The sequence below is a fragment of the Streptomyces sp. NPDC021020 genome (assembly GCF_044333285.1).
Taxonomy (GTDB): domain Bacteria; phylum Actinomycetota; class Actinomycetes; order Streptomycetales; family Streptomycetaceae; genus Actinacidiphila.
Map to the genome: position 1 here is coordinate 565,157 of NZ_JBIRQQ010000006.1, position 12,890 is coordinate 578,046.

The 12,890-nt window shown below is 74.4% G+C and carries 12 protein-coding genes; 9 read left to right on the forward strand and 3 right to left on the reverse strand.

Annotation, left to right across the window (positions count from 1 at the left end):
- Nucleotides 1-49 precede the first annotated feature (49 nt).
- Nucleotides 50-2,167, reverse strand: coding sequence for a restriction endonuclease (locus ACH4SL_RS21225; RefSeq protein ID WP_398447687.1), 2,118 nt, complete (start codon nt 2,165-2,167; stop codon nt 50-52).
- A 132-nt stretch (nt 2,168-2,299) separates the two neighbouring features.
- On the opposite strand from ACH4SL_RS21225, the gene ACH4SL_RS21230 reads away from it, so the two are divergent.
- The 6 genes from ACH4SL_RS21230 to ACH4SL_RS21255 all read left to right on the forward strand — a co-directional run bounded on the left by ACH4SL_RS21230 (nt 2,300) and on the right by ACH4SL_RS21255 (nt 5,883).
- On the forward strand, nt 2,300-3,004 hold the full coding sequence (locus ACH4SL_RS21230; protein WP_398447689.1) for a hypothetical protein: 705 nt from the start codon (nt 2,300-2,302) through the stop codon (nt 3,002-3,004).
- Nucleotides 3,005-3,211: 207 nt separating this feature from the next.
- Nucleotides 3,212-3,886, forward strand: a complete 675-nt coding sequence (locus ACH4SL_RS21235) for a hypothetical protein (RefSeq protein WP_398447691.1) — start codon at nt 3,212-3,214, stop codon at nt 3,884-3,886.
- Nucleotides 3,887-3,979: 93 nt separating this feature from the next.
- The gene (locus tag ACH4SL_RS21240) at nt 3,980-4,225 is read left to right on the forward strand and encodes a hypothetical protein (RefSeq protein ID WP_398447693.1); all 246 of its coding nucleotides are present in this window, start codon (nt 3,980-3,982) and stop codon (nt 4,223-4,225) included.
- Nucleotides 4,226-4,264: 39 nt separating this feature from the next.
- Nucleotides 4,265-4,501 (forward strand): hypothetical protein, encoded by a 237-nt coding sequence (locus tag ACH4SL_RS21245; protein ID WP_398447695.1) that lies wholly within the window; start codon nt 4,265-4,267, stop codon nt 4,499-4,501.
- A gap of 118 nt (nt 4,502-4,619) precedes the next feature.
- Nucleotides 4,620-5,270 (forward strand): NAD(P)-dependent oxidoreductase, encoded by a 651-nt coding sequence (locus tag ACH4SL_RS21250; RefSeq protein ID WP_398447697.1) that lies wholly within the window; start codon nt 4,620-4,622, stop codon nt 5,268-5,270.
- A gap of 205 nt (nt 5,271-5,475) precedes the next feature.
- Nucleotides 5,476-5,883, forward strand: coding sequence for a hypothetical protein (locus ACH4SL_RS21255; RefSeq protein ID WP_398447699.1), 408 nt, complete (start codon nt 5,476-5,478; stop codon nt 5,881-5,883).
- A gap of 261 nt (nt 5,884-6,144) precedes the next feature.
- Here the strand turns inward: ACH4SL_RS21255 and ACH4SL_RS21260 are convergent, their stop codons facing one another.
- Nucleotides 6,145-7,173 carry an alcohol dehydrogenase gene (locus ACH4SL_RS21260; RefSeq protein WP_398447701.1) on the reverse strand — a complete coding sequence of 343 codons (1,029 nt, stop codon included), beginning with the start codon at nt 7,171-7,173 and terminating at the stop codon, nt 6,145-6,147.
- Nucleotides 7,174-7,484: 311 nt separating this feature from the next.
- Here ACH4SL_RS21260 and ACH4SL_RS21265 point away from each other — a divergent pair, with 311 nt between their 5' ends.
- From ACH4SL_RS21265 to ACH4SL_RS21275, 3 genes are all read left to right on the forward strand, one after another.
- The gene (locus ACH4SL_RS21265) at nt 7,485-10,634 is read left to right on the forward strand and encodes a glycoside hydrolase family 2 TIM barrel-domain containing protein (protein ID WP_398447703.1); all 3,150 of its coding nucleotides are present in this window, start codon (nt 7,485-7,487) and stop codon (nt 10,632-10,634) included.
- A gap of 94 nt (nt 10,635-10,728) precedes the next feature.
- Nucleotides 10,729-11,133 (forward strand): nuclear transport factor 2 family protein, encoded by a 405-nt coding sequence (locus ACH4SL_RS21270; RefSeq protein ID WP_398447705.1) that lies wholly within the window; start codon nt 10,729-10,731, stop codon nt 11,131-11,133.
- 83 nt (nt 11,134-11,216) lie between these two features.
- Nucleotides 11,217-12,152: a DUF4232 domain-containing protein gene (locus tag ACH4SL_RS21275; RefSeq protein WP_398447707.1), complete on the forward strand. Its 936-nt coding sequence runs from the start codon at nt 11,217-11,219 to the stop codon at nt 12,150-12,152.
- 35 nt (nt 12,153-12,187) lie between these two features.
- Here the strand turns inward: ACH4SL_RS21275 and ACH4SL_RS21280 are convergent, their stop codons facing one another.
- Complete coding sequence (locus tag ACH4SL_RS21280; protein ID WP_398447709.1) at nt 12,188-12,697, reverse strand: DUF4396 domain-containing protein; 510 nt, start codon at nt 12,695-12,697, stop codon at nt 12,188-12,190.
- Between the last annotated feature and the right edge of the window lie 193 nt (nt 12,698-12,890).

Consider the following 12,890-nt stretch of genomic DNA (forward strand, 5'->3'; position numbering starts at 1 on the left):
GCGGGACGTGTGTGCACGTCAAAGGCGTGCGAGGTGCCTGGAGCGGTGACTACTCCGTGTCGATGCCGTAGTCGTGGATGAGCGCCTCCAGGCCGCCCGGGTAGCCCTTGCCGCCCGGCACGAAATCCCAGTCGCCGGACGGGCGGCGGCGGAAGGACCCGAGCACGAGCGCGGTCTCGCCCGGTCGGCCCTCCGACACCGCGAGCGAGCCGAGGTCGGCGCGGGCCGCGTCGAGCAGCCGCAGCGTCGCCGCCCGGAAGGCGGTCAGGTCGGTGTGCGCGGTCACCGCGGTCGGGTCGAGCGCGGCGGCCAGCACCAGCCGGTCCGCGCGCGCGGGCAGCGCGTCGAAGGCGACCCGCAGCGCGACCCGGTCCGGCGGCGGCGCGGGGATCGCGCGCACGGTGCCGTCGGGGGTGCGCGGGTTGTTGTAGAAGACGAAGTGCTCGTCGCTGAGCGCGGTGGTGCCCGCGCACACCAGCGCGCACACGTCGAGCGGCACATCCCCGGTCCAGCTCAGGGCCAGCACGTTGTGGTCGTCGGCCGCTTCGTCGTCGTCTTGCGGCGGTACGGGCGCGGGGGCGGTCGTGGGCGACGGGCCGAGGCGGCCGCGCAGCCCGTGCGCGTGCAGCAGCTCCACCAGCTGCTCGCCGGAGACGAGTTCGAGCGGCTTGCCGTGCGCGAAGGTGTGCGCGGTCGGGCCGAAGCGCGACGTCGTCACCAGCACGCCCTTGTTGGCGCCGGTGTGCTGGACGGTGCCGAAGAGGTCGCGTACGGCCGTCGGCGGCACGGTGTGCCGGTAGCGCTTGACCTGCACGACAATCGAACCGCCGGTGATCGGGGCGGGGTCGAGGGCGTCGACGTCCACGCCGCCGTCGCCGGAGCGCACGGTCGTGACGGCCTGCATGCCCATCGCCCGGAAGAGCTCGGCGACGAGCTGCTCGAAGACGAGCGGATCCATCGTGAAGAGGTCGGGCTCGTCGTCGCCGCCGTGCGTCACGACCGCGGAGCCGCCCGCCGCGCCGCCGACGTCCTCGGGCAGCCTGCCCGGCCGTATCGGCACCAACTGCTCCGGCCGCGCCGACAGTTGCCCGCGCAGGCCCTCCACCAGGCAGTCCACCGCGCTGACCCGTGCGAGACCGAGCCGTTCGAAATCCGCGCGGGTGGCCGTCACGGACGCCAGGTGCAGCTGTGAGCGGCGGCCGGTCACCGGGTCGTGGCCGTCCACGTAGCCGGTGAGCGCGACCGACTCCAGGGCGCCCGGCTCGTCCGCCGCGAAGAGGTCGCGCAGCGCGAGCAGCACGCACTGCGCGAGCAGATCCCGGTAGAGCGCGCGGCGCTGGGTGGCGGGGCGGGGCGTCTCCTTGAGCCGGTCGGCGGACGGCATGTAGCGCACGGACTTCGTCTCCGGCACGACCTCGTACCCCGGGAGCTGCCAGGTCAGCACGAGCTGCCGCTGCGCGGGGTCGTACGCGGCGCTCACCGAGCGCGGCAGATCCTCCGGCCAGGCGGTCGAGGCGTAGAGGGCGGCGGAAAAATACTCGACCGCCGCCTGCGGATCCCCGCCGCGCAACGCGGCCACGGAGGAGGCGACTTCGGCGTTGTGGCGGCGTATCGCGGCCAGCGCGGTCGCCGCCCACTCGTCGTACTGCCTGCGGTAGGTTGCCAGTTGGGCCTGCCGCTGGCCTTCGGCGTGCTGGGCGGCGCGCAGGTCGTGGGCGTAGCGCGCCTGCGCCTCGTCCTCGGCGCGCCGCCGGGCACCCCGGCCCCACGCCGCATTCTGCGCGGGGCGGTAGCGCTGCGGGTCGGGCATCGGCACCGGCCTGCCGAGCGGCCCCGGGTCGAACGGCTGAAGCCGCTCGGACCGCGCGAGCCCCCCGGTCCCGAACGCGGGCGCCCGGCACCCGGCCGCGAGCAGCCCCTCCAACGCCGCGACCCGCGCGTCCAGTTCGGCGGTCAGCCGCTGAGCCTCCGCCTCCTGGCCCCGCCGGTAGGCCGCCTGCCGCTCCCGGTCGCGCCGGGCCACCTCGCGCTCGTACGCCCGCTGCTGCTGGGCCCGCTGCCGCTGCGCCTGCGCCTGGGCGCGGACCTGCGCCTCCTGCTGCCGCTGCTGGCGCCGCTGCGCCTCGGCCCACGCGGCCAGCGGACCACTGGCGGAGCGACGACTCATACGGTGGCTTCCCCGTCCCCCCGCCGACCCCGCGGCCCCCCACGGGCCGACCCCCGGGCCGACGGCACATATGTCCGATTCTAGAGCCTGTTCGGCCGGTCACGCGGGCGCGGGGCGGATAACGTCTCCCCCATGGACGAGCGGCGGCCGGACGACGGCCTCGCGTGGATGGGCCGGCACGCCTTCACCCCCCGCCTGCCGAAGCCCGTGCCCGGCATGCGCGCCGGGATCTCGCTGACCGCGATACGCGGCGCCGACCCGGCCGGCTTCCTGCTGCGCCTGCGGGCACTGCGGGAATCCGTCGAACAGCCCGTCGCTTACCGGGATTTCCGGCTCCCCGAGCCGCTGCGGGGGTTCGGGTCGCCCCTGCACGAGGTGGCGATGCACGGCACCTGCGGTGAGTGGACGTTCGTCCTGGACGACCACGGGGCCGCCACCTGGTTCCTCGCGCAGTTCGACGTCCCGGAGGCGCTGCCCCGCAGGGACGAGGAGTTGGTGTGCCTGACGCTCAACCGCCACGACTCCCCGTGCCTGATCGCGTACTCGCCCCCGGGGATCGACGGCGTGTACACCGCGGAGTTCGGCGAGGGCCTGCTGGAATTCCGGCACGGCACCCCCGAGGACCCGGCGGGCGCGGTGGCCGCCTTCGACGAGGCCCTGGCCCGCGCGGGCGCCGTCCACTCCCGCCTCGACCCCGCCCGGTCGTGGCGTGACGTCGTCCCGGCGGAACGCAACGCCCCCGTCTTCCGCGCGGTCGGCGACCACTTCGGCATCACCGTCGACCGCGACCAGGTCGAGCAGGGCCTGCTCCCCGCCGTCGCCCTCCCCCTCCCCTGACCGGCCCGGCGCGGTGCCCGCGGACCGGGCGGCCGGATTCCGCAGCCCCCGCTGCCCACGCCCCTGCGGCGCCGCACCCGGCCGTGTGCCGCGGTGTCGTACCCCCGTGATCTGATGGGGGAACAGATCCGGCCGCGACCCGGCGGGCGGAGGTCCGTTCGACGCGTCCGGCGACCGGCCGCGGCCGCACAACCCGAGGAACCGCGCATGAGCCACCCGCAAGCCCACGCCGACCACGCCGCCGCCCAGGGCCCCCTGCGCGACGTGTACCTGCGGCTGGTCGCCGAGGAGTCGATACCCGCCGAGGCGCGCGGGCAGTTCGGCTACCTGCGCCCGCTGGCCCCCGACCTGCTGGCCGGCATAGCCCTCGACACCCCCGACAACGTCCGGGTCCTCGACGACAGCGACGTGGCCCGCGTCCCGTGGGACACCCTGGTCGCCGCCGCCCGCGCAAACCTGCTGGCCTCGCCCGTCGACTACGACACCGTCGACCTGCCCGGCGGCGCCGTCCTGCATCTGCTCGGTCACCCGGAGTCGGTGTTCGCGGCCAGCAAGGTGCTCGTGTTCGAGGAGGCGGTACGGGCCGCGGGCGGCCCCGCGCTCCCGGCGGAGGGCGTGCTGCTGGTCGTCCCGAACCGGCACAACCTGGTCTTCCACCCGCTCGCCGACCGGCACGTCGCCGAGGCCGTCAACTCCCTGGCGCAGTTCGGCCAGGGCGCCTACGAGGACGGCCCCGGACGGCTGTCCCCCCGGGTGTTCTGGTGGCGCGCGGGCACCCTGACGTCGATCACGCACTTCGACCCGGCGAGCCGGATGTCGAGCATCGCTCCGCCCGAGGAGTTGATGGCGATCATGCGCCGGCTGGCCGGGGCCACGGGCTGACCCGGTCCCGGCCCCGGCCCCGGTCCGCAGATCCCGCGCGGATCCTGTCGAGCGGGTGCTCTCGGCGGGCGGCCCGCCGTTAGTGTCCCGGACATGCTGATCGCATGGGGGATCCTCGTCGTGGCGGCGACAGCCGCGAACATGACGTACTGGGTGCGCCGCGCGCGCCCCGTCCGCGCCCGTTTCCAGGTCGAACACCCGGAGGAGTGGGCCCGGATGGGCAGCCGGGCACGCTACTACCCGGGCCCGGAGGGCAACCGCATCCTCGTGTGGCACACCGTGACGTTCCTGCTGCTGGTCGTCGGCGGCGGCGCCGTGGCGGTGGTGCTCGCCGGGTAGTCCCATGGGAGCGGTGGCGGACCGGCGATGATGGCCGGTATGACCCTGCCTCGGGAACCCGGCGTCCGGAGCCGTGAAGAACTCGCGCTGTACGTCGACGAACTGCTCGCGGAATTCCGGCAGCGCGGTGACGCGTGGGAGAACGCGACGCTGGAGCGCTTCCTCGACGCGCTCGCGGCCTGCGTCCGGGCGCACGGCCGCGAGGCGCCCGGGGACGCCCCGGCGGAGTGGGGCTACCTCGCCTTCGTGCTCGGCGCGGCGACCGTCTACGAGTAGCCCGCGGGCGGTGTGCGCCGATCGGGTCGCGTCGGGCGGGGCCGTGGGGGCGCGGCTGACCTGGGTGGTTAAGGTCGAGGACGGCCCTGCCGACCACCTTGAGAAACGGGAGCACCACGTGTCCGACATCGCGCTGTACGGCGCCACCGGAACCATCGGGACGCGCGTCCTGGCCGAAGCGCTGCGGCGCGGACACCGGGTCACGGCCGTCGTCCGCGACCCGGGCAGGCTCACGCTCGCGGACCCGAACCTCGCCGTGGTCGTCGGGGACGTCCTGGACCCGGGGTCGGTCGCCGAGGCGGGCAAGGGGCAGGACGTCGTGATCAGCGCGGTCGGCGGCGGGGACGGGCCGGGGCACGTCGCCCTCATCGAGCCGAGCGTCGAGTCGCTGGTCGCGGGGCTGCGCACGCTCGGCGCCGACGCCCCGCGGCTCCTCGTCGTCGGCGGCGCCGGGTCGCTGCGCACACCGGACGGCACGCAGGTGTGGGACGCCGAGGGCCTGCCCGAATTCCTGCTCCAGATCATGCACGCGCACGGCGCCGCCCTCGACTACTGCCGCACGGTCGACGACGTGCGCTGGACCAACCTCAGCCCGGCCGCGACGATCGAGCCCGGCGAGCGCACCGGCTCCTACCGCACCGCGCTGGACGACCTCGTCGTCGGTGCGGACGGCCGCAGCCGCATCTCCGCCGAGGACTACGCCGTCGCCGTCCTCGACGAGGTCGAGCACCCGCGGCACATCGGCGAGCGCTTCACCGTCGGCTACTGACTCCCCTCGGCGGGGGCCGTGCGGGGCGCCGCCGCGAGCCCGGCGACGCCCCCGCAACAGGCCTCGGTTTCACGGGGTTTCACCGGTCGCGGGGGCGTGGGAGCGCGGTGCGACCGGGGTGGAACCCGGCGGGCGGAAGCTCTGCGGCACAGGGAAGCGCGGGGCCCGCAAGGGGCCCCGGCCCCGGCCGAAGGAGCACACCACCATGGCACTCACCCTCTCCGCCCAGGACGAGCAGACCCTCCGCACCGCCGCCTACGGCGCCGTGACCCTCATGGCCGCCGCGGGCGCGACCGGCAAGCCGCACAAGGCCGCCACCCACGGCTCGATCGCGCTCGCCTCGGCGACCGGCGGGGTCGGCCACGTCCTGGCCGGGAAGTCGAAGATCGGCGACCTGGGCGGCAGGTCCGTGGCCGCGATCGCCGACCGCGTCCTGCCCGCCCTGACCGCGACCATGAGCCTGCTGGCGAGGCAGGACGCGGCCGAGGCGGCGGGATTCCGCAGCACCGTGCTCACCGCGGTCGAGGCCGCGTCGCCGGCGCACAAGGGCGCGCCGGGCCCGGTCATGGCGGACATGAGCCGCAAGATCACCGCGGCGCTCGACGCCGCGTGACGGCGGGGGCCGGGGCGGGTCTGCTCACGGAAAGCGCTGTACGGCGCGGCGCCGCTGTTTCGCACCGCACCGCCCGCGTGCCCGTCGCCGTACCCCGGCGGCGGGTACGCGGGCGTACGGGCGTACGCACCGCGCGGGCGCGCGGGCGTCGGGCGTACGCACCGCGCGGGCGTCGGGCGTACGCACCGCGCGGGCGTCGGGCGTACGCACCGCGCGGGCGTACGGGCGCGCGGGCGTCGGGCGGACGCACCGCGCGGCGGCTCAGCCCTCCTGCGGGAGCAGCACCATGCGGAAGCGGGCCTTGCCCGAGAGCATGCGGTGGTAGGCGGCGTCGGCGTCGGCCAGCGGGGCCGTCTCGGTCATCGGGGTGATGCCGTGCAGCGCGCTGAAGGCCATCGTGTCCTCGACGTCGCGCGAGGTGCCGGAGGGGTGGCCGCGGACGACCCTGGCCTGCATGATCAGTTGCAGCGGGGCGATGCCGAGCGGCTCGGGGGTCGCGCCGATGACGACCAGCTCGCCGCGCGGGCCGAGCCCGTCCACCGTGGAGGCGATCGCCTCGGAGTTGCCGACCGTGGCCAGGACGACCTTCGCGCCGCCCAGGGCCCGCAGCGCGTCGGCGGCGGGGGTGGCGGAGCTGTCGATGTAGTGGTGGGCGCCCAACTCCTTGGCGAATTGCGCCTTGTCGGGCCCGCGCGCGATGGCGACCGTCTCGAAGCCCATCGCGGCGGCGTACCGCACCCCGAGGTGGCCGAGCCCGCCGATGCCGAGGACGGCGACGAGGTCGCCGGGGTGCGCGGAGCTGCGGCGCAGCCCGTTGAAGGTCGTCACGCCCGCGCAGCCCAGCGGGGCCGCGTCGGCGGCGGAGAGCCCGTCGGGGATACGGGCGAGCGCGTCGGCGGGGGCGACGACGGATTCGCCGAAGCCGCCCTCGTAGGCCCAGCCCGGCACCTTCAGGTTCTCGCACACGATGAAGTCGCCCTGCCGGCAGGGCGGGCAGTGGCCGCAGGAGCCGCCGAACCAGCCGACGGCGACCCGGTCGCCCGCCTTCCAGCCGCGCTCCGCGACCCCCTCGCCCAGCTCGGCGATCCGCCCGGCGATCTCGTGCCCCGGCACCAGCGGATAGGACAGGCCCGGATAGCCGCCCTCCACGAACCCGGCGTCGCTGTGGCAGATCCCGCACGCCTCGACGGTGATCCGTACGTGCCCGGGCCCGGGTGGTGCCGGCTCGCGCTCAGCGATCGCCAACGCCTTCCCGGCGGACGGTACTTGGGCAACGCGATAGGTGGCCATGCGGTCCTCCGCGGGTTCTCCCGGCAAGCAGTCCTCCTCCCATGAGAGCACGGCCCGCCGCGCCCCGCGCGGGGACGCGGCGGCGCCGGAGCGGCGCTGGAGCTGCACCGGAGCTGCGCCCGAGCTGCGCCGATCCTCGGCGGAAGGCGCTCTTCCGGGGCGGGAAGGTCGCGCACGACTCTTGACCTCCGCGGGAGCGGGGCTGCAAGAATCCGTGGGGGCTTGATGGATTCTGTTTGTTGCTGATCAATTCTGGTGGGTGTGGTGTGTCCGCGCCCGCCGCTCGTACGTCGTCCGGAGGAGTGGTCACAGTGCCGGTAAACCGCAGGTCGATCCTGGTCACCGGAGCCGCGGGGGCCGCCGTCCCGGCGCTGGCCGGGATCGCCGGAAGCGCGCGGGCGGACTCCCCGGGGCAGCGGAGCGGCACACCCGGGCACGCAGACGCGCTGAACCCCACCGGGCGCAGCATGGACCTCTCCGACGGCTGGCGCTTCGCCCTCGTCAACCCCGCGGGTGTCGACGACCCCACGGGCGCGTACGCGGGCGCCGCCGAGCCCGGCTACGACGACTCCCGGTGGCGCGCGGTCGCGGTCCCGCACGACTGGAGCATCGAGCTGACGCCGACGACCGCGGACAACACCTCGGGCGGCACCGGCTTCCTGCCCGGCGGCCTCGGCTGGTACCGCAGGACGTTCACGCTGCCGAAGTCGCTCGCCGGGCGGCGGATCTCCGTCGAGTTCGACGGCGTCTACATGGACAGCTCCGTCTACGTCAACGGCACGCTCGCGGGCGGCCACGCGTACGGCTACACCGGCTTCGCCTTCGACGTCACCGAGCTGCTGCACACCGACGGCCGCACGCCCAACGTGCTCGCCGTGCAGGTGCGCAACCAGCTGCCCAGCAGCCGCTGGTATTCGGGCAGCGGCATCTACCGGCACGCCCGCCTCGTCGTGACCGGCCCCGTCCACATCGCCCGCCAGGGCACGTACGTGACCACGCCCGGCCTCGCCGACGCGCTCGCCGCCGGGAAACCTGCGACGGTGCGGGCCGAGGTCACGGCCGTCAACGAGTCAGGCGCGGCCCGCAACACGACCGTCGTCGCCACCGTCCGCGACCCGAACGGCCGTACGGTCGCGACCGCGAGCACCCCGCTCGCCCTGCCGTCCGCCGAACCTGCCACCGCCGTCGTCGAGTTGGCGGTCAAGGCGCCCCGCCTGTGGTCCTTCGACGCGGCCCACCGCTACACCCTGGAGGCCGAACTGCGGGTCGGCGGCGCGGTGGTGGACGCGCTGCCGACCGTCTTCGGCTTCCGGCACGTCACGCTCGACCCCGACCAGGGCTTCAGCCTCAACGGCGAATACGCCAAGATCCAGGGCGTCGACCTGCACCACGACCAGGGCGCGCTGGGCTCCGCCGTCAACCGCGACGCGCTGCTGCGGCAGATGACCCTCATGAAGTCCATGGGCGTCAACGCCTTCCGCACCTCCCACAACCCGCCCTCGCCGGAGATGATCGACATCTGCGAGGAGTTGGGCATCGTGATGATGGTCGAGGCCTTCGACTGCTGGCACACGGGGAAGAACACCTACGACTACCACCGCTTCTTCGACACCGACAGCTCCGCCGACATCGCCGAGATGGTGCGTGCGGCGCGCAACTCGCCCGCCGTCATCATGTGGTCGATCGGCAACGAGATCCCCGACTCCACCAGCACCGCCGGGCTCGACATGGCCCAGCGCCTCATCGACGCCGTGCGCTCGGTGGACGCCACCCGCCCGGTCGTCATCGGCTCCGACAAATACCGCGGGCTGCCCGCGGTCGGCTCGGCCGCCGACCTCATGCTCGCCAAGCTCGACGGCCTCGGCCTCAACTACAACACCGCGGCCTCGGTGGACGCCCTGCACGCCCGCTACCCGCACCTCTTCCTCTTCGAGTCCGAGTCCTCCTCCGAGACCGCGTCCCGCGGCACCTACCAGGAGCCCGACCACCTCAACACCGGCGAGAACTACACGCCGGGCAGGCGCGCCACGTCCTCGTACGACAACAACCTCGCCTCGTGGACGATCAGCGGCGAGTACGGGCTGAAGAAGGACCGCGACCGGCGGTTCTTCGCCGGGCAGTTCCTGTGGTCGGGCATGGACTACATCGGCGAGCCCACGCCCTACTCGGTCTTCCCGGTCAAGGCGTCCTTCTTCGGCGCGGTCGACACCGCGGGCTTCCCCAAGGACATGTACCACCTCTTCCGCAGCCAGTGGTCGCGCGAGCCGATGGTGCACCTGGTGCCGATGGACTGGACGGACCACGCGCCCGGCGAGAGCGTCGAGGTGTGGGCGTACTCCAACGCCGACACCGTCGAGCTGTTCCTCGACGGGCGCTCGCTCGGTGTGCGCCGCTTCGACACCAAGAGGACGGCGGACGGGCGCAGTTACCTGGAGACGACCGAGGCGACCGGCGACGACCGCACGGTCACCGGCGGCCCGTACCCCGGCAGTTACACCAGCCCCAACGGCAGCGCGGGCAAGCTGCACCTGACCTGGCATGTGCCCTTCGCGGCGGGCGAGTTGAAGGCGGTCGCGCGGCGCGGCGGGCGGACCGTCGCCACCGACGTGCTGCGGACGGCGGGCCCGGCGCATTCCGTACGGCTCGTCGCCGACCGCAAGTCCCTCCCCGGGGACGGGCGTTCGCTGGTCTACGTCACCGCCGAGGTGATCGACGCGCGAGGCACCGTCGTGCCCGGCGCCGAGGACCTGCTCACCTTCGCCGTGACCGGCGGCTCGCTCGCCGGACTCGACAACGGCCGCCAGGAGAGCGCCGAGCGCTACCAGGCCACCACCCGTACCGCCTTCCACGGCAAGGCGCTCGCGATCGTCCGCGCGGGTACGAAGGCGGGCCGCCTCACCGTCACCGCGAGCGCGCACGGGCTGCGGTCCGGCTCCGTCGCCGTCCACCTCGACCACGCCGCGAGCGTCGTCACCACGCCGCCCGTCCGGCTCGCCCCCGGCCCCGTCGAATCCCCCGACTACCCGCTCGCGGACGCCAGTTACTCCGGAGCCGCCAATACGCTGCCCGCCGCGATGCTCGACGGCGACCCCGCCACCGGCTGGTCCAACGCCTTCCACAAGGCCGCGACCGCCCTGCTCCCCGTCTTCAGCGGGGCCCGCGCCGCCGACTGGGTGTCCGTGACATGGGCCGCGCCGCGCGACATCGCGTCGGTCGCCGTCTCCTTCACGGTCGACGCCACGCACTCCCTCCCGGCGCGGGTCACCGTCTCCACGTGGGACGGCGACCGCTTCGTGCCCGTCGCCGCCCCGTCCGTGACGTGGGCGACCGAGTCCGGCGCCCGGACGACCGTGAGCTTCACCCCTGTCCACACCTCCCGTATCCGCCTCGACCTCACCTCCGCCGCCCCGGGCACGGCGGACGGCGCCCAGCGCATCACCGAGCTGACCGTCACCGGCTGAGCCCGCCCTCCCACCGCGCGCCCGGGTCGTGGGGGCCCGGGCGCGCGGGCTAGCGTGGGGGCCCGAACGGCCTTACGGGTGAGGGGAATCGGCAATGACGGACGAGGCGGGGCTGCGCGAGGCCGAACGGCAACTCCAGGCGGCGGTACTGGCGGGCGACGCCGACGCGCTGGACCTCCTTCTCGACGACCGCGCCCGCTACACAGGGCCGGACGGCGGCGTCCTCACCAAGGCCGACGACCTGGCGGCCCACCGCTCCCGGACCCTCCTCGTCGAGGCCTTCGACCAGGAGGAGTTGGGCGTCTGCGTCGCCGGGACGACCGGCGTCACGTACGTCCTGGCCACGCTGCGCGGCACCGCGGCGGGCGAGCCCTTCGCCGCGCGGCTGCGCTACACCCGCACGTGGGTGCGCGAAGGGGGACGCTGGCGGGTGCTGGCCGCGCACGCGGGGGTCGCCCCCGCGGCGGTCGCTTCCGCGGCGGTCGCTTCTACGGGGTGAGCCGGGCATCGGTGACAGGACCGTTGCAGCAAATGTGACGCCCGTCACGCGCGTTGGGGGCCGGTCGCCGGTTGGGTGGGAGGATGCGTACTCCCCTGACCGCGGCCGCCCTCGCCGCCGCCGCACTGCTGCTCGCGGGCTGCGGCACACAGACGGCGACGACCCCCGGCTCCCGCACCGCCGCCGGCCGTTGCGTGGTGCCCGACCCCGCGCGGGACGAGGCCGCCGGGCAGGGCGTACGCATCACCGGCGTCACGGGCGGCGGCTCGCCGGAGTGCCGCGGCTTCTCCCGCAATCTCCAGGTGCACTACGAGGTCGTCAACGACGGTACGCAGGCGCGGACTTACTCCGTCCTCATCGAACTGCGCAACGCCGCGGGCGAGGCGATGGACACCGTGCAGGGCACCGTGCCGAACGTCGCCCCGGGCGCGAAGGTCCAGGCCACGGTCGACGGCACATCCGCGGCCTCCGAGATCACCCGCGTCCGCCTGGAGCAGGTCCGCCGCGTGCCCGCGGCCGAGGCCCCCGCCCCGTCCGGCCCCTGCCCCGCGTCCGGCATCCGCGTCACCGCCGACCGCGGCGACGCGGCGATGGGCCTGCGCGTCGTCGGCCTCCACCTCGCCAACTGCTCCACCGAGCCCTACACCCTCGACGGCTACCCCGCCGTCACCCCCCTGGACGAGGACTGGAAGGCCCCCGCCACCGTCACCGTCCTCCACGGCACCGGCGGCATCACCGTCCTCCCCGACTTCGACGCCCCACCCCACCGCATCACCCTCGCCCCCGGCGAAACCGCCACCTCCGGCCTCGTCTGGCGCAACACGGTGACCTCCGGCACCTCCGTCGACGCCCCTTACGCCCGCGTCACCGCCCGCCCCGGCGCCGCCCCGGTCATGCTCACCCCCGAACTCGACCTTGGCACGACGGGCAAGCTGGGCGTCCAGGCCTGGACGAAGGACCCCAAGCCCTGGTCCCCGCCCCCGACCTTGCCCGCACTCCCGGGCGCCGGGCCGAGCTGAGCGGGCGCGGGGTGAGCGTTTCGGCGTGACGCGCCTCAGTGGAAGGCGTGGACGACGGCGTGGCCCTTGCCGCGGCCGATCATCCAGCGGTTCACCGGCGTCGTGAGGAGGAAGGCGGCGACCAGGGAGAAGGCCAGGGAGCCCCAGAACAGGGCGTCGCCGAGGCCGGCGTTCAGGGCGCCGGGTACGCCCACCATGACGGTGTTGTCGATGACCTCCATGACGGCGATCGAGACGGTGTCGGCGGCGAGCGCGATCTTCAGCGCCTGCCGCACCGGGACCTGCGCGCGGAGCACGCCGCGCATGGTCAGCGCGTAGCCGAAGACGAAGGCGAGGGCGATCGAGATCACGACGGTCGGGCCGTTGGAGAGCCCGGCCGCGGTGCCGATCACCATGCCGAGGACCTCGCCGACGGCGCAGCCGGTGAGGCAGTGGAGCGTCGCCTGCGCGGCGGTGCGCCACGTCGTACGGCTCCAGCCGCCGCCGTGGCCCGGGTGGGAGTCGTGGCCGGGGTGCCCTGCGTGGCCGTGGCCGGAGTGGTCCATGCCTGGCTCCTTCGTGAGCGTGCGGATCAAGCGTTCGCTTGTCCTAACCGTATACCCCCCAGGGGTATTCCGCACCTACGGATCCGCCTCGTCCGGTGGGCGCCCGCCCTCGCAACATTCGGAAAGCTTGCCGACACATGGCCGAAAATCGCTCCCTGGTCAAAATCCCAGGTCAGATCCCTCTCGATGGCCG